Source organism: Pseudomonas silesiensis, assembly GCF_001661075.1.
Taxonomy (GTDB): domain Bacteria; phylum Pseudomonadota; class Gammaproteobacteria; order Pseudomonadales; family Pseudomonadaceae; genus Aquipseudomonas; species Aquipseudomonas silesiensis.
Genome location: NZ_CP014870.1, coordinates 6,573,309 through 6,592,463 on the forward strand (window position 1 = coordinate 6,573,309; position 19,155 = coordinate 6,592,463).

The 19,155-nt window shown below is 61.0% G+C and carries 21 protein-coding genes and 1 pseudogene; 10 read left to right on the forward strand and 12 right to left on the reverse strand.

From position 1 onward, the window contains the following. Nucleotides 1-123: 123 nt before the first annotated feature. The 6 genes and pseudogenes from PMA3_RS29220 to PMA3_RS33775 form a co-directional block, all read right to left on the reverse strand. The gene (locus PMA3_RS29220; RefSeq protein ID WP_064680387.1) at nt 124-1,362 is read right to left on the reverse strand and encodes a heme biosynthesis protein HemY; all 1,239 of its coding nucleotides are present in this window, start codon (nt 1,360-1,362) and stop codon (nt 124-126) included. Next, nucleotides 1,359-2,501 (reverse strand): uroporphyrinogen-III C-methyltransferase, encoded by a 1,143-nt coding sequence (locus PMA3_RS29225; protein ID WP_064680388.1) that lies wholly within the window; start codon nt 2,499-2,501, stop codon nt 1,359-1,361. Before PMA3_RS29225 ends, PMA3_RS29220 begins: the two co-directional genes overlap by 4 nt. 16 nt (nt 2,502-2,517) lie before the next feature. Then, nucleotides 2,518-3,285: a uroporphyrinogen-III synthase gene (locus PMA3_RS29230; protein ID WP_064680389.1), complete on the reverse strand. Its 768-nt coding sequence runs from the start codon at nt 3,283-3,285 to the stop codon at nt 2,518-2,520. Then, complete coding sequence (hemC, locus tag PMA3_RS29235) at nt 3,282-4,223, reverse strand: hydroxymethylbilane synthase (RefSeq protein WP_064680390.1); 942 nt, start codon at nt 4,221-4,223, stop codon at nt 3,282-3,284. Before hemC ends, PMA3_RS29230 begins: the two co-directional genes overlap by 4 nt. A 142-nt stretch (nt 4,224-4,365) precedes the next feature. Next, a complete protein-coding gene (locus PMA3_RS29240) occupies nt 4,366-5,112 on the reverse strand; it encodes a LytR/AlgR family response regulator transcription factor (RefSeq protein WP_064680391.1) in 747 nt (248 codons plus the stop codon). Then, a pseudogene (locus PMA3_RS33775) lies at nt 5,109-5,231 on the reverse strand (sensor histidine kinase); the annotation flags it as partial. The gene PMA3_RS29240 and the pseudogene PMA3_RS33775, both read right to left, overlap by 4 nt. Nucleotides 5,232-5,571: 340 nt before the next feature. On the opposite strand from PMA3_RS33775, the gene argH reads away from it, so the two are divergent. Beyond that, a complete protein-coding gene (gene argH, locus PMA3_RS29245) occupies nt 5,572-6,966 on the forward strand; it encodes an argininosuccinate lyase (protein ID WP_064680392.1) in 1,395 nt (464 codons plus the stop codon). A gap of 120 nt (nt 6,967-7,086) precedes the next feature. Here argH and PMA3_RS29250 read toward each other — a convergent pair whose 3' ends face one another. After that, on the reverse strand, nt 7,087-7,746 hold the full coding sequence (locus PMA3_RS29250) for a glutathione S-transferase family protein (RefSeq protein WP_064680393.1): 660 nt from the start codon (nt 7,744-7,746) through the stop codon (nt 7,087-7,089). A gap of 124 nt (nt 7,747-7,870) precedes the next feature. Between PMA3_RS29250 and PMA3_RS29255 the strand changes: the two genes are divergently transcribed. The 3 genes from PMA3_RS29255 (at nt 7,871) to PMA3_RS29265 (ending at nt 11,694) form a co-directional block, all read left to right on the forward strand. Further along, nucleotides 7,871-8,155: a hypothetical protein gene (locus PMA3_RS29255; protein ID WP_064680394.1), complete on the forward strand. Its 285-nt coding sequence runs from the start codon at nt 7,871-7,873 to the stop codon at nt 8,153-8,155. Nucleotides 8,156-8,387: 232 nt separating this feature from the next. Continuing rightward, on the forward strand, nt 8,388-8,633 hold the full coding sequence (locus tag PMA3_RS29260) for a TIGR02647 family protein (RefSeq protein ID WP_064680395.1): 246 nt from the start codon (nt 8,388-8,390) through the stop codon (nt 8,631-8,633). A 217-nt stretch (nt 8,634-8,850) separates the two neighbouring features. Further along, nucleotides 8,851-11,694 carry a class I adenylate cyclase gene (locus PMA3_RS29265; protein WP_064680396.1) on the forward strand — a complete coding sequence of 948 codons (2,844 nt, stop codon included), beginning with the start codon at nt 8,851-8,853 and terminating at the stop codon, nt 11,692-11,694. An 8-nt stretch (nt 11,695-11,702) separates the two neighbouring features. On the opposite strand, the gene rnk is transcribed toward PMA3_RS29265, so the two are convergent. From rnk to cyaY, 3 genes are all read right to left on the reverse strand, one after another. Next, nucleotides 11,703-12,113, reverse strand: coding sequence for a nucleoside diphosphate kinase regulator (gene rnk, locus PMA3_RS29270; protein ID WP_064680397.1), 411 nt, complete (start codon nt 12,111-12,113; stop codon nt 11,703-11,705). 282 nt (nt 12,114-12,395) lie between these two features. Next, entirely contained in the window at nt 12,396-12,614 is a 219-nt protein-coding gene (locus PMA3_RS31350) for a DUF1289 domain-containing protein (protein ID WP_082930445.1), read from the reverse strand. Between the two features lie 4 nt (nt 12,615-12,618). Then, nucleotides 12,619-12,951, reverse strand: a complete 333-nt coding sequence (cyaY, locus tag PMA3_RS29275; RefSeq protein ID WP_064680398.1) for an iron donor protein CyaY — start codon at nt 12,949-12,951, stop codon at nt 12,619-12,621. A gap of 393 nt (nt 12,952-13,344) precedes the next feature. Between cyaY and lptM the strand changes: the two genes are divergently transcribed. Genes lptM through PMA3_RS29305 form a run of 6 tightly spaced genes read left to right on the forward strand, consistent with a single transcriptional unit; the run spans nt 13,345 to nt 17,967 of the window. Beyond that, nucleotides 13,345-13,530, forward strand: a complete 186-nt coding sequence (gene lptM, locus PMA3_RS29280) for an LPS translocon maturation chaperone LptM (protein WP_064680399.1) — start codon at nt 13,345-13,347, stop codon at nt 13,528-13,530. A 9-nt stretch (nt 13,531-13,539) separates the two neighbouring features. Then, a complete protein-coding gene (gene lysA / locus PMA3_RS29285) occupies nt 13,540-14,787 on the forward strand; it encodes a diaminopimelate decarboxylase (protein WP_064680400.1) in 1,248 nt (415 codons plus the stop codon). Nucleotides 14,788-14,791: 4 nt separating this feature from the next. Beyond that, entirely contained in the window at nt 14,792-15,622 is an 831-nt protein-coding gene (dapF, locus tag PMA3_RS29290) for a diaminopimelate epimerase (protein WP_064680401.1), read from the forward strand. A 13-nt stretch (nt 15,623-15,635) separates the two neighbouring features. After that, complete coding sequence (locus tag PMA3_RS29295; RefSeq protein WP_064680402.1) at nt 15,636-16,361, forward strand: DUF484 family protein; 726 nt, start codon at nt 15,636-15,638, stop codon at nt 16,359-16,361. 2 nt (nt 16,362-16,363) lie between these two features. Then, nucleotides 16,364-17,263 carry a tyrosine recombinase XerC gene (gene xerC, locus PMA3_RS29300; protein WP_064680403.1) on the forward strand — a complete coding sequence of 300 codons (900 nt, stop codon included), beginning with the start codon at nt 16,364-16,366 and terminating at the stop codon, nt 17,261-17,263. Next, nucleotides 17,260-17,967 carry an HAD family hydrolase gene (locus tag PMA3_RS29305; RefSeq protein WP_064680404.1) on the forward strand — a complete coding sequence of 236 codons (708 nt, stop codon included), beginning with the start codon at nt 17,260-17,262 and terminating at the stop codon, nt 17,965-17,967. The genes xerC and PMA3_RS29305 overlap by 4 nt, the downstream gene beginning before the upstream one ends. Nucleotides 17,968-18,152: 185 nt before the next feature. Here the strand turns inward: PMA3_RS29305 and sutA are convergent, their stop codons facing one another. Both sutA and PMA3_RS29315 read right to left on the reverse strand, forming a co-directional pair. After that, complete coding sequence (gene sutA, locus PMA3_RS29310; RefSeq protein WP_064680405.1) at nt 18,153-18,479, reverse strand: transcriptional regulator SutA; 327 nt, start codon at nt 18,477-18,479, stop codon at nt 18,153-18,155. Nucleotides 18,480-18,581: 102 nt separating this feature from the next. Next, nucleotides 18,582-19,007, reverse strand: coding sequence for a secondary thiamine-phosphate synthase enzyme YjbQ (locus tag PMA3_RS29315; protein WP_064680406.1), 426 nt, complete (start codon nt 19,005-19,007; stop codon nt 18,582-18,584). Between the last annotated feature and the right edge of the window lie 148 nt (nt 19,008-19,155).

Genomic DNA, 19,155 nt, shown 5'->3' on the forward strand with positions numbered 1-19,155 from the left:
GCCGACGGACTACGAAGGTAAAAATTCGCCAATGCAAGGCAAACCCTGCAATACGGATTTGCCTGTGGTGAGCTCACCCACCACAGGCTTTCTGTCAGCCGTCGAATGATGTTTCAGCACGCATCAAGCGTGGACCGGTACCGGCAACGGCGCCGCCAGCAGGCGCTCATCCAACAGGCCCAAGCCCTCCTGGAACAGCTGATTGCTGCGCTGAGTGTCGCCCAGTTGCGCCAGCAATCGCGCCAGCTCCGCGCAGGCTTCCGGATTGCGCTGCACGCGCAGGCTGCTTTCCAGATAGTCCCGGGCCTTGCCCCATAAGCTGCTTTGCAGACACAGGCGCCCCAGGGTCAGCAACAGGCTCGGGTCGGCCGCATGATCCTTGAGCCAGCCTTCCGCAGTGTGCAGCTGACGTGCCGGATCACTGCCGCGCACCAACCCGTACAGGCGCGCCAGATGACTGTCGTAGTTGCGCTTGAGGGCTATGCGCAGGACCTCTTCGGCTTCGGCCTGGGCCCCCAGTTGCCGCAGTTGCTCGGCATAGGCGAGCACCAGTTGCGGCTCCTGACGCTGGGCAGAGGTGAGCTGCTGCCAGGCGCGGTTGAGCGATTGCAACCCTACCGTTCCGTCCGCTTCCCGCTGCGCAGCCAGGGACAGGTTTTCCCCCCAGGCCCGGCGTTCCAGTTCGGCCAGCTCGGCCGGTGGCAGGACTTTGTCCTTGCGCAGATCCGGCAGCAGGCGAATCACCGCCGACCAGTCGCCGCGCTGTTGAAGCAGGCGCTGCAACTGGCGCAAGGTCTGGGCGTTACGCGGATGACGCTCGTGCATGGCTTCCAGGGTCACCAGGGCGCCGTCGGTGTCGCCGCGGTCAGTCTGCAGTTGAGCGTGACTCAAGGCGATGGCCAGCTCGGCCTGAGGCTGTCGTTCGAGGGCGCGCTCCAGCAGCCTGTCGCTTTCCTCGTAGTGACCCTGTTCATTCGCGGCGCGAGCAGCGCCCAGGTAGTACAGCAGCGGTTGGCGCTCGGCTTCGGCGGCCCGCTGCAGATGACGTTGTGCACTGGCCCAGCGACCCTCGGCCAGGTCCAGCTGACCGTGTTCGATCGCCACTTGTACCCGGCGACTGCGATTGCGCCGCGACCAGGGATTGACCACGCCGCTGGAGGTCATCACCAACTCGACCAACGCCTTGATTCCCCAGAATACCAGCCAGAGCACGGCGACCAGGGCCAGGGTCGCCCACAGGCTCGATTCAAAACGAAAGCTCTTGTAGGCGATCAGCACGTAGCCGGAATGCTCGGCAATCGCCAGCCCCAGTGCAGCGGCGGCGGCAATGACCAGGAACACGATCACATAGAGGCGTTTCATGGCGTGGCCTCCGGCTCGGTGCGCGCGGCAGGTTTGGCCATCGGCTTGACCGAATCCTCGGCGTTGACATTACGCCGCTCCAGATAGCCCTGGACCGCGCTCAGCGTTCCGGTCAGATCCGGTGTGACCACGCTCACCGGCTGCTGGCTCAGCTCCGCCACCTGCTCAAGCATCACTTTGCTCTGAGGGTTGTCCGGGTTGAAGTTGCCCTTGAGCACATCCCGCGCCTCGGCCATCGCCTGGGTGTAAACGGCGGGCTGGCCATTGAGTGCGGCCCACTGCGCCTGCTCCAGGGCCAGGCTCAGCGCCAGGCGCACCTGACTCAGGCTCTGCCCCGCCAGCAACGGCCGAACATTCTTGTCGGCATTGAAATCGATGCGGATGTAGCGCGAGATCTGATCCCACCATTGCGCCCAGCGACTGGCGCCGTCGCCATCGGCGGTCAACCCCAGCAAGGATTCGCCACGGTCTTTGTACTCGGGCGCCAGTTCGGTGAGGTTGATCACCTGATCGCGCAGCGCCCCCAGGCGCAGGAACAGCCCGGTGCGATCCGGTTGTTCAGTGCTGCGCAACGCCACCAGGGTTTTGGCGACCTGTTCGCGTGCGGCAAAGGAACCCGGATCGTTCTGTTCGCGCAAAATTTCATCGGCACCCTGCACCAGCGCCTGGGCACTGCTGATGTCCTGCAACGCGGATAGACGCAGGCTGGCCAGGCGCAACAAATGCTCGGCTTCGGCCAGACGCCAATCCTTGCGGCTGGCGCCGAGGACAGTTTCCAGTCGCTGGTTCAGGCGTTGCTGATCGCCCTGGAGCTGGGCCACCAGCCGACTGCGTGCTTCAAGCTCGTCGGCGGCGGGCAATTGTTCGAGGCGCGCGGTCAGGCGCTGCTCATTGAGTTTCAGGCTCTGCGCCTGATCGTTCAACGCCTGCACCTGATTCAGTTGCTGCTGGTTGTTGGCTTGCAGGTGACGCACCTGCCAGACTCCCCACCCCCCCACGGCAACACCGGCGGCGCCCAACAGCAGCGCGACCATTGCCAGGCCATTGCCTCGGTGCTGCACTTGAGCAGGTGGAGGCGTTTCAACCGGTGCATCGAGCACTGGCTGGACATCATCTTTAGGCAAGGCTGTTTCGCTCACGTATCCATCCTTTGCATTAGAGAACGGGTTCGGGATGCTCCCGCAACGCCGTTAGCAAAGCCGCGGCGCTGGCGCCACGACAATCCACAACTTTTTCGGCCCCGGCGGCACGTGCCAGTTCGGCAACCCTGGGGCTTGGAACAAACAACGGCAACCGCGCCAATTGCGGCCAGGCCTCGCCGGCCAACTGCCGCAGGTGCTCAAAACCCTGTCCACTGCTGACCACCAGCGCGTTCAAGCGTTCCGCCCTTATCCGCCCGGGCAGCGCCGCTGGCGGATAGTGCGGCAGTTTTCGGCGGTACAACTCCAGGTACTCGACACTAGCACCTAGCTCGCGCAAACGCTCAGCCAGCAGCTCGCGTCCGCCCTCCCCACGCATGATCAATACCCGTGGATCGGCCCCTGCGATAGCCTCGCGCAGCCGGGGAAGCTCAAGCAAGGCTTCGCTGTCATCGCCCTCGACCGGGAAGCTGACGCCCACGCCGTGCGCCTCGAAGATCTGCGCCGTCGCCGCGCCTACGCTGAACCACTGCAGGCAAGGGGGTTGCGGCCAATACTGGCCAAGCAGGTCCACCGCTGTTCTGGCAGCCGGCTTGCTGACCACGATCACCGCGCAATAGCGCTCCAGGTTCTGGATCACCTCACGCATTGTGTCAGAGACAGGAATGGACTCGATCTCCAAAAGCGGCAAGCTGCTGCTGAAAATCCCCACTTGCGCCAAAGCATCGCTTAGCGCCGCTGACTCATCCGAGGGACGCGTCAGTAACAGGCGCCAGCCAGTCACTCGTGACCTGCCTCGCCGTAGACCGCCTTCAGGATGTCGTTGGCGCCCTGGTTCAGCAGGTCTTCAGCCACTTGCACGCCCAGGGCTTCGGCATCACCGCGGGGTGCACGGGCTTGCGCACTGAGCAGCAGGCCGCCGCTCGGATCGCCCACCAGGCCACGCAACCAGAGCTGCTCGCCTTCAAGTATGGCGTAGCAGGCGATCGGCACCTGGCAGCCGCCATTCAGATGTTTGTTGAGGGCACGTTCGGCGGTGACGCGGGTGGCAGTGTCCTGGTGGTGCAGCGGCGCCAGCAAGGCGTGGATGTCGCTGTCGGCGCTGCGGCATTCGATCCCCACTGCGCCCTGGCCACCGGCCGGCAGGCTGTCGTCGACGCTGATGGCCGAAGTGATGCGATCTTCAAAGCCGAGGCGAATCAGGCCGGCGGCGGCCAGGATGATCGCGTCGTATTCGCCGGCGTCGAGCTTGGCCAACCGGGTGTTGACGTTGCCGCGCAGGAAGCGGATTTGCAGGTCCGGGCGACGGGTCAGCAACTGGGCCTGGCGGCGCAGGCTGGAGGTGCCGACAATGCTTCCTTGGGGCAATTCATCCAGGCTTGCGTAAGCATTGGAAACGAATGCATCGCGCGGATCTTCGCGCTCACAAATGCAGTACAGACCAAGGCCTTCCGGGAAGTCCATCGGCACGTCCTTCATGGAGTGCACGGCGATGTCGGCTTCGTTTTCCAGCAGCGCGGTTTCCAGCTCCTTGACGAACAAGCCCTTGCCGCCGATTTTCGACAAAGGCGAGTCGAGCAGTTTATCGCCACGACTGACCATGGGTACCAACGTCACGAGCAGTCCTGGATGAGCCTCTTCCAGACGGGCTTTGACGTATTCGGCCTGCCACAGGGCGAGAGCACTTTTGCGGGTGGCGATGCGGATTTCGCGAGAGGACATGGATCAATCAATCCGTACTGAAAAGATACGGCGGATAATAACAGCTCAGCCAAATCCACTTTGACTTGTATCAGGTATTGCCTGCCCTCCCTGGCTCCGGATGTCCGGCAATCGGGTGTGAAGTACGCCTGAGACCGGCGAATTAAAGCTGTTGCATCATTTTGCGAACGCCCGCCACATGACGGCGGCTGACGATCAACGCGTCACCGTTCAAGCCTTTGAGAAAGAGCTGAAAATGTCCCAGAGGCGTGCGTTGCAGCCGTTCGATTCGCTCACGGGCCACCAATGCATTGCGGTGGATGCGCACGAAACGGTCGCCGAATTCATCTTCGAGGGCCTTGAGTGGCTCATCCAGTAGCACCTCGCCGCCTTCATGGCGCAAGGTCACGTATTTATGATCGGCAATAAAGTAGACCACCTGACCCAACGGGATCAGTTCGATTCCTTTGCGGGTACGGGCGCTGATATGACTGCGAGGGCCGCTGCCACTCTCGGCAGCCGGGCGGGTCAGGGCGGCGAGCTGGACACGGTTGGGTCGCTCGGCTTTCTTTAACGCTTCATGTAACTGTTCTGTACGCACAGGTTTCACCAGATAGCCTACGGCGCTTGCCTGTAAGGCTTCCACGGCAAATTCATCGGGCCCTGCGCAAAACACTACGGCTGGCGGGGTTTCGCGTTCGCACAATCGTGCAGCCACTTGCAGGCCATCCAGGCCCGGCATGCGGATATCGAGCAACACGATATCCGGCTTGTGGCTGTCGATCAGTGCCAACGCCTCTTCGCCGTTCGTAGCGCTGGGCTCCAGGACACTGTATCCCTCGAGTTCGCCGACCATTCGGCTCAGGCGCTCGCGGGCCATGGGTTCGTCATCAACGATCAGGACATTCATATTGCGCTGGATTCCTGCGTGAGTCTCGCACAAGGATAGCGTAGACAGGTGAAGTGACGTCCGTCACCGCGATCCACGCTAAGACTAGCGCGAGGGCCAAAAAGTGCCGCCGGTCGGACGACTAAATTTTCATCTGGCGTGCGTTTGGCGGCCCGGGCCCGCACTGGCGAGGCATCGCCACAGGGATTTCTGATACACAATATGGACACCCCTCTTTTTATAGGCAGCTGCAGCGCCCGGAAGTGCGCTGATCCTACTGTCCAACTGTAGACGGTTGCCGGGACGATATTGCTCAATTGAAAAATATCGTTGCGCAATTTCCGTGTGGCCAGCTTTGAGTATGGGCTGACGTGTCAGGAAATAAACCTGTCGACCAGTGTCAGCGACAGGATTGGCAACCCTGTTATTATCCGCGACAGCTTTCAACGCCATCTTTCTTCAGCCGATACGAGCGAATTCATGAGCACTGACAAGACCAATCAGTCCTGGGGCGGCCGCTTCAGTGAACCCGTCGACGCCTTCGTCGCCCGCTTCACCGCCTCCGTCACCTTCGACCAGCGCCTGTATCGCCACGACATCATGGGTTCGATCGCCCACGCCACCATGCTGGCGAAGGTCGGCGTGCTGACCGATGCCGAGCGCGACAGCATTACCGAAGGCCTGAAGACCATCCAAGGTGAAATCGAGGCCGGCCAGTTCGACTGGCGCATCGACCTCGAAGACGTGCACATGAACATCGAGGCGCGCCTGACCGACCGCATCGGCGTGACCGGTAAAAAGCTGCACACCGGTCGCAGCCGCAACGACCAGGTCGCCACCGACATCCGTCTGTGGCTGCGTGACGAGATCGACCTGATCCTGAGCGAAATCACCCGCCTGCAACAAGGCTTGCTGGAACAGGCCGAGCGCGAAGCCGGCAGCATCATGCCCGGCTTCACTCACCTGCAAACCGCGCAACCGGTAACTTTCGGGCACCACATGCTGGCCTGGTTCGAGATGCTCAGCCGTGACTACGAGCGCCTGGTCGACTGCCGCAAGCGCACCAACCGCATGCCATTGGGCAGCGCCGCGCTGGCCGGCACGACCTACCCGATCGATCGCGAATATACCGCGCAACTGCTGGGCTTCGACGCCGTGGGTGGCAACTCCCTGGACAACGTGTCCGATCGTGACTTCGCTATCGAGTTCTGCTCGGCGGCGAGCATCGCGATGATGCACCTGTCGCGCTTCTCCGAAGAGCTGGTGCTGTGGACCAGCGCCCAGTTCCAGTTCATCGATCTGCCGGACCGTTTCTGCACCGGCAGCTCGATCATGCCGCAAAAGAAAAACCCGGACGTGCCCGAGCTGGTGCGTGGCAAGACCGGCCGCGTGTTCGGCGCGCTGATGGGCCTGCTGACTTTGATGAAAGGCCAGCCCCTGGCCTACAACAAGGACAACCAGGAAGATAAAGAGCCACTGTTCGACGCCGCCGACACGCTGCGCGACTCGCTGCGGGCCTTTGCCGACATGATCCCGGCGATCAAACCCAAGCACGCGATGATGCGCGAAGCGGCCCTGCGCGGTTTCTCCACCGCCACCGACTTGGCCGACTACCTGGTGCGTCGTGGCCTGCCGTTCCGTGACTGCCACGAAATTGTTGGCCATGCGGTGAAGTTCGGCGTTGAAAGCGGCAAGGACCTGGCGGAAATGAGCCTGGAAGAGCTGCGCAAGTTCAGTGACCAGATCGATCAGGATGTGTTTGAGGTGCTGACCCTGGAAGGCTCGGTGAACGCCCGTGACCATATCGGCGGGACTGCGCCGGCGCAGGTCAAGCAGGCTGTGGTGCGCGGTCAGGCACTCCTCGCCAGCCGCTAAAAGCATCGCGGGCAAGCCCGCTCCCACAAGGATCTCCGACTGACCACACATCTATGGCAGACAGAGAAACCTGTGGGAGCGAGCTTGTTCGCGATGACTGACTTCAGATCACCACAAAACCTACCTCTTGGAAGCAACCATCGCCATAAACGCCGGCATCGCCGCGTCCTTGTCCGCCGCGATCCGCTGCACGTTCGGATTTTGCTCCAGTCGCTCCAGCAATGCCTTGGCCGCCGGCATCTCGGCCAGCAGATCGATATCGAACAGCTTCTTCCCCACCGCACAGGCCAGCGGCACGCTGTACAGGAAATACAAATCCGCAATACTCAGGCTGTCACCTGCCACGTAAGGGGCGAATTTGCCGTGCCTGCCCAGCGAGGCAAAGCCCTGCAGCAATTCGGCTTTGCTCTTGTCCTTGATCGCGTCCGGCACGGTCATGCCGAAAAACGCTTCGGGATAACACGCACGCCCTGGCAGCTCGATATACAGCTCGATTTCCTTGGCCAGTGCCAGAACCTGCGCCCGCTCGAAAGGATCGCCCGGCAGCAGCGGCTTGCCCTTCTGACCCTGTTCGATGTATTCCAGAATCACGCTGGTTTCGTTGATAAAACCTTGCTCGTCGCGCAACACCGGAACTTTTCCACGCGGACTGATGGCCAGGGCCTCAGCGCTCTGGCCGGCATAAAACGGCACTTCTTCAAACGGCAGTCCCTTCTCCAGCAGCGCCAGCTTGACCATATTGTAATAATTGCTGACACAAAATCCGTAAAGCTTGAGCATCACATAGCCTCCAGGCCGTGCAAGGGGTTGGCCCGCCAGTTATAGAACGCCTGGGCGCTTCTCGCCAGCAGCATCACGGCGCTGAATGCAGGTAAACTGGCCGTCTTTCCTTGAGGAGCCTGCCATGAGCGAGCAAAACGATATCGATATCGACGAAGAAGAGTTCGCCGAAAACACCCTGATCGAAGCCATCGAAAACCAGATCGAAAGCGACAATCCGCCAGCGGCCAAGGCCACCTTCAACAAGCTGACCCTGGTGGGTTACGAGCGTGAGGAAATCCTCAACCTGATGGCCCATGTCCTGGCGGTGGAAATCGACGCGATCCTCGAAGAAGACCGCGCGTTCAATACCGAATGGTACGAAACGGCGCTGCGTGCTCTTCCAGAGCTGCCACCGGAAAAGAAATAACCCCGCCCCCCGACCGTAGGAGCGAGGCTTGCCCGCGAAGAACGATAACGCGGTTCCTCAGGCATACCGCGGTGAAGCCTTCGCGGGCAAGCCTCGCTCCTACGGAAACCACCCTGCAATCGAGGAATGCAAGCCGAGGCAAAAAAACCCTGTCGCGAGCACTGGACATGCCGCACAAGTGGGCTCACCTTAGGGGCGCTGTCGTCCAATTCCTAGAAAGTCTGGAGTCCTTATGTCGCTTACCCCTGAGTTGGTTGCCGAACTGGAAATCCTCGCCCTCTTCAACCTGGACAGTTCCCAGGAAGGTCTGAAAATTCATCAGACCGCTGCCCCGAAAGCCATTGCCGCCGCCAAACGCCTGTACGAAAAAGAGCTGATCGACCAGCCCGATGGCGGGTACCTGACCAGCCTGGGACGTGACGCCGCGCAAAACATACAAACCGTTCTGACTATTCTGAGCGTCCAGGAAACAGCCTGAGTGACCGCGTCGCCCACGGACACCCGTGCTACGGGTTCCGCGGGCACACTTTCGTTACCTGCACCGCTACTTGTGCAGCTACCTGCCGTGCCCAACGCTAAAAATCTGACGTCAGAAAAACCAGAAACCAGCTTAAAAGTCCCGGGGCCGAGGCGCTAAACTGCCCCTCATCCTGAGGCCTTCCACGTCCGGCCCCATCAAGCCGGTTTGAGCTGACATGACCCACCCCCATGAAATCCGCCCCGACCTGGAAGAAGGCATCGATCGCAAGGTGCTAAGCCAACTGCGCGCACGGTTCCTGAAGCTCAATGAGGGCCGCATGGCGCGCGCCATGGCAGGACTGTCAACCCGCCAGCAAGGCGTACTCACCCTGCTGCCGCTGTTTTTTCACGTCAATCATCCGCTGCTGCCAGGTTATGTTTCGGGCAGCACGCCGGCCGGATTGTCGAACTACGAACCGGACGCCAACGTTCTCGCCGAAGCCCAGCGCCTGACCCGCTCGTTTTCCTATAAACCGCGTCACGGCAGCAATCCGCCCCGACCGATTCACGGCCTGTTCCTGATGGGCAGCCTTGGCACCCTGGCCCAGGCCGATCAGAGCGACATGGACGTCTGGGTCTGTCACGCACCGGACTTGAGCGAAAGCGAACTGACCGAGCTGCGTAAAAAGTGCCAGCTGCTCGAAACCTGGGCCACCGGCCAAGGGGCCGAGGCGCATTTTTTCCTGATCGACCCGGCCCGCTTCGTGCTCGGCGAACGCGACCATCAACTGAGTTCGGAAGACTGCGGCAGCACCCAGCACTGTCTGCTGCTGGACGAGTTCTATCGCACGGCGATCTGGCTGGCCGGACGCACGCCAATCTGGTGGCTGGTGCCGGTCTACGAAGAGGTCGCCTACGAAAGCTACACCCAGGCGTTGCTTTCCAGACGCTTCATCCGGGCCGACGAAACCCTGGACCTGGGGCATCTGGCGTCCATTCCGCCCGGCGAATTCGTCGGCGCCGGGCTGTGGCAGTTATTCAAGGGCATCGAATCGCCGTACAAGTCGGTGCTCAAGCTGCTGCTGACCGAGGTCTATGCCAGCGAACACCCCAAAGTCCATTGCCTCAGCCTGCGCTTCAAACACGCCGTATTCGCCAACCAGCTCGACCTCGACGAACTGGATCCCTACGTCATGCTTTACCGACGCCTCGAGGAATACCTGACCGCCCGTGAAGAGCCGGAACGGCTGGAGCTGGTACGGCGCGCGCTGTATTTGAAGGTGAATCGCAAGCTCACCGGCAGCAGTCGCAACGCGAGCTGGCAACGCGGGCTGCTTGAGCGCCTGGCCCACGAATGGCACTGGGATCAGCGTCAGCTGGCCCTGCTCGATAGCCGCAGCCAGTGGAAAGTCCGCCAGGTCGGCTCGGAGCGCCGAGCCTTGGTCAACGAGCTCAACTACAGCTACCGCTTCCTGACCCGGTTCGCCCGCAACGAGCACACCGTCAGCCTGATCAATAAGCGCGAACTCAACGTGCTCGGTCGACGGCTGTATGCGGCCTTCGAGCGCAAGGCGAACAAGGTCGAGTTCATCAACCCGGGCATCGCCCCGGACCTGGCCGAAGACACCCTGACCCTGGTGCAGGTGCCTGACAGGAAAGAGCCCGGGCAAACTCATTGGGGTTTGTATAACGGCAGCCTGACCGCCCATGAATGGGAGCATTTCGCGCCGATCAAGCGCAGCCGCCAACTGCTGGAACTGCTGACCTGGTGCCACCGCAATGGCGTCATCGACAGCAGCACCCGACTGGCCTTGCATCCCGGCAATAGCGACCTGAGCGAATTCGAACTGTTCAACCTGCTCGGCAGCCTGCAACAGAGCATCGCCATGCCCCTGGCGACCGTCGCCGAAGAACCGTTATTGCGCGCGAGTGTGCCCAGCGAAGTGCTGATCCTGGTAAACGTCGGCATCGATCCGCTCAAGCACCACCGCGACCTGAATATCCTGATGACCACCGAGCGCACCGATTCTCTGAGTTATGCCGGGGTTCGGGACAATCTGGTGCTGACCCTGGACCAGGTCACGCTCAACAGCTGGAACGAGGTACTGGTCAGCCGTTTTGATGGCCCCCATGCCTTGCTCGCCTGCGTACGCGATTACCTCAACAATCTGCCGCAGGGGCGGCAACAGCCCAGGCTGCGGGTTCATTGCTTCTGCCACAACCGCGCGCAATTCATCGCCCGGCGGGTCGAAGAAATCCTCGACACTGCGCAAAACCTGCTGCTGAGCGAGCTCAATCAGCGCTACCTGATTCAGGTCCAGCAGCATTTCCATGTGCTGGAACTGGTGCCCGGCCGGGTCAACCACGTCGCCCTCGCCTCGCTGCCGGCGCTGGTCGAATACCTGGGCACAGACCTCACCCGCTACAGTCCGTTGCACCTGGACCCGATGGCGCTGGAAGACCAGGATCTGGCGCTGATATTGCCGATGGGGCAGCCCGAATGCGTCCAGGTGTTCTATCGGATCAGCGAGCTCCATGCCCATCTGTACGTATTGGATGAATTCAATGCCCTGTGGCACCAGCGCGTGCCCTTCCACGATGAGCAAAGCCTGCTGGTGCCGTTGCACAGATTCCTGCAATCGATCCAATACCGGCGCGACGCCTTGCTGCCGATCGACGCTGCGCGCCCCCTGAGCCTGGACACCCTGTATTTCCAGCTGCTGCCATCGGGTCCCGTGCGGGCCCGTCGGGTCGAAGCCCGGCCGGCGCCGCGAACCCCGGTCAACGAACATTTCTACGACGTGCAGGCGATCGTCGGCAACGCCGCACCGGGACAGGTGCAGGTCACGTTGTATTGCAATCAGCGGGAGTTCTCAGCGCTGGAACATGGCGACCAGCTGTTCAGCGAGGTCGCCCGGGAAATCGTCGGACAGCGCCGCGGGACCGGGCACTACCGTTGCTACATCACCGACTTGGACTTGTCCGGTCTGCTCGGTGATGGTCAGCGTTCAAGCAATCTGTATTTACGCTACAAGGCCGATCTGGAGCGCGCATTGAACGAAGCGCTCGAGCAGATCTGAGGGGCATGTCATTCCGGGAAGTGGCCGCCATTGGCAGGCTGTGATTCGACTTCCAGCAGGGTCAGCTTGAGGGTCTTGCCGCCCGGAGCCGGCCAATCGATATGCTGGCCAACCTTGAGGCCAAGCAAGGCGCTGCCTACCGGTGCCAGAATGGAAATCTTGCCTTCGTCGGCATTGGCGTCCTTGGGGTAAACCAGCGTCAGGTGGTAATCCTTGCCGCTGCTCTCTTCACGGCAATGCACACGGGAATTCATGGTCACGACATCGGCGGGCACTTCATCGTGACCGACCAGGGTATCGGCGCGATCCAGTTCGGTTTGCAGCGCGATAACGCCCGGCAGCGTGTCATCCAGGCTGTCGATCAGGCGCTCCAGACGTTGTACGTCCAGACGGGTAAGGGTGATGGAAGGTGCGGTCATGATCAGGGCAGACTCCTTTCTTCTGCACGAAAAAAGCAAAACCCCGCCAGAAAAAGGCGGGGTTTTCACGAGCCTCGATGGGTTGAGGCGTACCCGGACACTATCACAGCTCAATAAATATACAAGTGAGGGGCGACCACGGCCCCGGCAGGGGGAAATTGCAAGCTGGCTAAGTAGAAACCTTGTGGGAGCGAGCTTGCTCGCGATTGCGGTGTATCAGTCGACATAAATTTGCCTGTCACACCGCAATCGCGAGCAAGCTCGCTCCCACATGGTTATGCGTCAGGCGCAGGATTTACGCTGGATGGCCTGGGCACAAATCACCCGCCGGCGCTCATCATCCGCCGAGCGCCATTCGCGGATGTCTTCGACGTGGCGAAAACACCCAAGACAGACCTTCTGCTCATCCAGCCGACACACACCGCTGCACGGCGAAGGCACCGCCGGGCTGACATTGCTGTAGAGCGGCTTGGGTGCACGAACGGGCGCAGGCTGGGTCACCGTCTCACAGACCTTCGAAATCGAGTTCGACGTCAGCCTGCTGCTTGACGATGCGCTCGAGCATTTCGCCCAATTGCTCTTCGCTCTTGTCGCACATCCAGCGCTCGCTCTCTTCGTCATAGTCGAAGTGGAACCCACCGGACACCGCCGCCAGCCACAGCTGCCGCAGCGGTTCCTGACGGCTGAAAATCAACTGGCTGCCGTTTTCGAACTTGACGGTGAGCACACCGGCCGAGCTCTCCAGATCGAGATCCAGGTCACTCTCGTCGAAAATATCCTCCAGCGTTTGCTGGACGGCATCGACCAGATCGTGGAAACGGGCTTCGGTCAAACTCATTGCGGCAACCTCAAAAAGTGTCTGATCACGCTCAAGCGCCGCAAGATACGGGCGAGCCCCGGGGATTGCAAAGGATAACGACCAAGAGCCGATATGGGTACATCAACCACGGACCTGTAGGAGCCGGCACATCCAACATCATTAAAACTGTCTGACACGGTCACTGTGGGAGTTGGCTTGTCGGATCGCCGCACCGCAGCGAAGAGGCCGGCATATCCAACCTGTTCGTTGACTGAACCACCGCTTTCGCTGGCAAGCCAGCTCCTACAGGGGATTGCATTTGACTGGCCGGCATCCAGCCAAGCCCCGCCGGACGGGAGCCGCGTTACATAGGCAAGCTGCCGGGTGGCCGGTATACTCCGGCGCAATTAATGCATTTTCAAGGATTTCGCCATGAAGCGCCTGATCTCTTCCCTTGCTGCGCTCGCTTCGCTCGTCGCTTTTGCCAGCGTGTTATCGGCCTGCGGTCAAAAAGGCCCGCTGTACCTGCCTGATGAGAACCAGGATCCTGTCGAGCAGGCCAAGTCGTCTCAACAGCAGCCCGCGTCAAAAGCACACAAGCACGACGTCTACCAATAAGGGAACATCATGAACGCTTTTAACTACCGTGACGGTGAACTGTTCGCGGAAGGTGTTGCCCTGTCTGCCATCGCCGAACGCTTTGGCACGCCGACTTACGTCTACTCCCGTGCCCACATCGAAGCCCAGTACCTGGCTTACGCCGATGCACTGGCCGGCACGCCACACCTGGTCTGCTTTGCGGTCAAGGCCAACTCCAACCTGGGTGTACTGAATGTCCTGGCGCGTCTTGGCGCCGGTTTCGACATCGTCTCCCGTGGCGAGCTGGAACGTGTACTGGCCGCTGGCGGCAGCGCCGACAAGATCGTGTTCTCCGGCGTCGGCAAGACCCGTGACGACATGCGTCGCGCCCTGGAAGTCGGCGTGCATTGTTTCAATGTCGAATCCACCGACGAGCTGGAGCGCCTGCAGGTTGTCGCCGCCGAGCTGGGCGTGCGTGCACCGATCTCGCTGCGCGTAAACCCGGACGTCGATGCCGGTACGCACCCGTACATCTCCACCGGTCTTAAAGAAAACAAGTTCGGTATCGCCATCGCCGACGCCGAAGACGTGTACATCCGTGCCGCGCAACTGCCCAACCTCGAAGTGGTCGGCGTCGATTGCCACATCGGCTCGCAACTGACCACCCTGCCGCCGTTCATCGATGCCCTCGACCGCCTGCTGGGCCTGGTCGACCGCCTCGGCGATTGCGGCATCTACCTGCGCCACATCGATCTCGGTGGTGGTTTGGGCGTGCGTTATCGCGATGAAGAGCCGCCACTGGCTGCCGATTACATCAAAGCCGTGCGCGAGCGTCTCGACGGTCGCGACCTGGCGCTGGTGTTCGAGCCGGGCCGTTTTGTCGTCGCCAACGCTGGCGTACTGCTGACCCAGGTCGAGTACCTCAAGCATACCGAACACAAAGACTTCGCCATCGTCGACGCGGCCATGAACGACCTGATCCGCCCGGCGCTGTATCAGGCCTGGATGGACGTTACCGCCGTACGCCCCCGCGCTACCGCAGCCCGCGCCTACGACATCGTCGGCCCGATCTGCGAGACCGGCGACTTCCTGGCCAAGGACCGTCAGCTGGCCCTGGAAGAAGGCGACCTGCTGGCCGTGCATTCGGCCGGCGCCTATGGGTTTGTCATGAGTTCCAACTACAACACCCGTGGCCGCGCCGCCGAAGTGCTGGTGGACGGTGATCAGGCATTTGAAGTGCGTCGCCGTGAGACGGTAGCCGAGTTGTTTGCTGGCGAAAGCCTGCTGCCGGAGTAATACCATGCTGCTGCGTTTTACCAAGATGCACGGCCTGGGCAACGACTTCATGGTCCTCGACCTGGTCAGCCAGCACGCGCATATTTTGCCCAAGCACGCCAAGCAATGGGGTGATCGGCACACCGGAATCGGTTTCGACCAGTTGCTGATCGTCGAAGCGCCAAGCAATCCGGACGTGGATTTCCGTTATCGGATCTTCAACGCCGACGGCTCGGAAGTGGAACAGTGTGGCAACGGTGCGCGCTGTTTCGCCCGCTTCGTGCTCGATAAGCGCCTGACCGCGAAACGGCAGATCCGCGTCGAAACCAAAAGCGGCATCATCGAACTGGATATCCGCAGCGACGGCCATATCGGGGTCAATATGGGCGCACCGCGCCTGGTGCCGGCCGAGATTCCGTTCGACGCGCCGGAACAGGCCCTGAGTTATCGGGTTGACGTCGAGGGTACAGCGATCGACTTGGCCGCCGTGTCCATGGGCAACCCCCATGCCGTACTGCGGGTCAGCGACATCAACAACGCACCGGTGCATGAACTGGGGCCGAAAATCGAACACCATCCGCGCTTTCCATCGCGGGTCAATGTCGGTTTCCTCCAGGTCATCGACCGCAATCGTGCGCAGCTGCGCGTCTGGGAACGCGGGGCCGGGGAAACCCAGGCTTGCGGAACCGGCGCCTGTGCTGCCGCAGTGGCCGCAATCAGCCAGGGGTGGATGGATTCACCCCTATTGATCGACCTGCCCGGCGGGCGCCTGTCCATTGAATGGGCAGGCCCAGGCCAACCGGTGATGATGACCGGCCCGGCAGTACGCGTTTATGAAGGACAAGTGCGTCTTTGAGAGAGTCAAATCCATGAAAGATAAGCCTCAGGTTCCCGCCCTACAGCCCGACGAATCCCCTTCCGAAAGCCTTGAGGCGGCGGCGATTGCCGCGTACCTGGAAGCTCATCCGGATTTTTTCGTCGAACACGATGAACTGCTCCCGGCCTTGCGCATTCCGCACCAGCGCGGCGACACCATATCGCTGGTGGAACGCCAGATGACCATCCTGCGCGATCGCAACATCGAATTGCGTCACCGCCTCTCGCATCTGATGGACGTGGCCCGCGACAACGATCGTCTGTTCGACAAGACCCGCCGCCTGATTCTTGCGCTGATGGACGCCACCAGCCTGGAAGACGTGGTGATCAGCGTTGAAGACAGCCTGCGCCAGGACTTCCAGGTGCCCTTTGTCAGCTTGATCCTGCTGGGTGACAACCCGATGCCGGTCGGCCGCTGGGTGACCCATGAAGAAGCACAAACGGCCATCGGCGGCCTGCTCTCGGAAGACAAGAGCGTCAGCGGCAGCCTGCGTGAGCATGAACTGGATTTCCTGTTCGGCGAAGAACAACGCAAGCAGATCGGTTCTACCGCGGTCGTCGCCATCAGCCATCAAGGCATCCATGGCGTCCTGGCCATCGCCAGCCGCGACCCGCAGCACTACAAGAGCTCGGTGGGCACGCTGTTTTTGAGCTATATCGCCGAAGTCATGGGCCGCGTGCTGCCCCGGGTCAACAGCTCCCTGCACCCGGTACGCTGATCGTGGAACGGCAACTGGACGCTTACTGCGAACACCTGCGCAGTGAGCGACAGGTGTCGCCCCACACGCTGTACGCCTACCGTCGCGACCTCGACAAAGTGCTGGGCTGGTGCGTCAAACAGAACATCGACAGTTGGGCCGCCCTGGACATCCAGCGCCTGCGCAGCCTGATCGCCCGCTTGCACTCGCAAGGTCAATCATCCCGCAGCCTGGCACGACTGCTCTCGGCAGTGCGCGGGCTGTATCACTATCTGAACCGCGAAGGTCTTTGCGACCACGATCCGGCCAACGGTCTGGCACCGCCCAAGGGCGAGCGCCGCCTGCCGAAAACCCTCGATACCGACCGTGCGCTGCAATTGCTTGAAGGCGCGGTGGAAGATGACTTCCTGGCGCGTCGGGACCAGGCGATCCTGGAATTATTCTATTCCTCGGGTTTGCGCCTTTCCGAGCTGACCGGGCTCAACCTCGATCAGCTGGACCTGGCCGACGGGATGGTTCAGGTGCTCGGCAAAGGCAGCAAGACGCGGCTGTTGCCCGTCGGCAAGAAAGCGCGCGAAGCGCTGGAGCAATGGCTGCCGTTAAGGGCAATGACCAATCCGCCGGACGACGCGGTGTTTGTCAGCCAGCAAGGTCGCCGTCTCGGCCCGCGGGCAATTCAGGTGCGGGTCAAGGCCGCTGGCGAACGCGAGCTGGGGCAGAACCTGCACCCGCACATGTTGCGACATTCCTTTGCCAGCCATTTGCTGGAATCCTCACAGGACCTGCGAGCGGTACAAGAGCTGCTCGGCCACTCGGACATCAAGACCACCCAGATCTACACCCACCTGGACTTCCAGCACCTGGCGACGGTCTACGACAGCGCCCATCCACGGGCCAAACGCATTAAAGGCGATGATTCATGACCATCAAATTGATCACCTTCGACCTCGACGACACCCTGTGGGACACCGCGCCGGTGATCGTCAGCGCCGAAGCCATACTGCGTGAATGGCTGACCGAGCACGCACCGAATCTGGGCGCGCTGCCTGTGGAGCATTTGTGGACGATTCGTGAACGGATCCTGAGCAGAGAACCGAGCCTAAAACACCGCATCAGCGCCCTGCGTCGGCGTGTACTGTTCCACGCGCTGGAAGAAGCCGGCTACGACCATGGTCAAGCTTCGGACCTGGCCGACAAGAGCTTTGAAGTGTTCTTGCATGCGCGGCACCAGATCGAAGTGTTCCCTGAAGTGGAACCGACACTGGAGACCCTGGCCAGGCACTACGCCTTGGGCGTGGTCACCAATGGCAACGCCGATGTGCGCCGATTGGGGCTGGCCGATTACTTCAAGTTTGCCCTGTGCGCCGAAGACATCGGCATCGCCAAACCCGATGCGCGACTGTTTCAGGAGGCGTTGCAGCGTGGCGGGGCGACGGCGGAGACGGCGGTGCATATCGGCGATCATCCGGGAGATGACATCGCTGGTGCCCAGCAGGCAGGGTTGCGGGCGATCTGGTTTAACCCGGCGGGTAAAGCCTGGGAAGCGGATCGTTTGCCGGATGCGGAGATTCGCAGTCTGAGCGATTTGCCGGCGTTGCTGGCACGTTGGAACTCGGCTTCGACCTGACACAAAACCTGTGGGAGCGGGCTTGCCCGCGATAGCGGTGTGTCAGGCGACATCAATACCAAATGTGATGCCCCCATCGCGGGCAAGCCCGCTCCCACAGGGATCACTGCGAATTGTGGATTTTTGTTTGGCCCATGAAAAAGCCCGCAGCGACGGCGGGCTTTTTCAGCAAGCAAGGCAGGCGCTCAGATAGGCCGGCTACCGTACTTGTTGTCAGGCTTCTTGGGAGGATCGGCGACCACATTGGCCTCCACTTCCTGCACCTTGCCGCCGCGCGCAAGAAACTCTTCCATGGCCTTGGCCAGGGCGTCGCGTTCCTTGTTCTTGGCTTCGACACTCGGCAGCTCATCGACCGACACCGCAGCCTTGGCCTTGCCTTTGGCCGTCGGAACGGGCGTATCACCGCCATCGTCGTCTTCAGCGACGTCTTCTGCCGCCGTTTCAAGGCCTTCTTCGGTTTCGTCGTCGTCGCCTACTTCGAGGTCGTCGTTTTCCAGATCATCGTCGCTCATGTTCTACCTCATGACTTGCGAAAAGCAGATTAGTTATAGCCCAGCTTTGCCGTCTGTCGACAGCTGCCGGAAAAAATTCAACCGCCGTTGATGTCCAACGGCTTATTCCCCTTCACCGTGCAAGGTGGCGAGGACATTACGGGCACCGCCATGATCACGGTGCTCGCCCAGATAAACGCCTTGCCAGGTCCCCAGCGCCAATCGGCCTGCCTGAATCGGCAAACTGAGCTGACAGCCAAGCACGCTGGCCTTGAAGTGCGCCGGGAGGTCGTCCAGGCCTTCGTCGTTATGCTCATAGTCGTCCGTTCCTTGTGGGATCAGACGATTGAAAAATCGTTCGAAGTCGCGACGTACCGCCGGATCGGCGTTCTCGTTGATGGTCAACGACGCCGAGGTATGCTGTAGCCACAAATGCAACAGACCGACCCGACATGCCTTGATTTCAGGCAGGCCGGCGAGTAACTCGTCCGTTACCAGATGAAAGCCCCGGGGCCTCGCCCGCAAGGTAATCAGAGTCTGTTGCCACATACAGTTCTCCGCACGTTCGGGGCGCATTCTAGCGCGCTCTGGGAAAAAACAAAGGCCCTAATATTCCTTCAATCATGTAAGCCATTGGCCGTACAAAAACACGCTGCGTAAACGTCTCGAAACCTGTACGAAAAAACCTTTCAGCTGT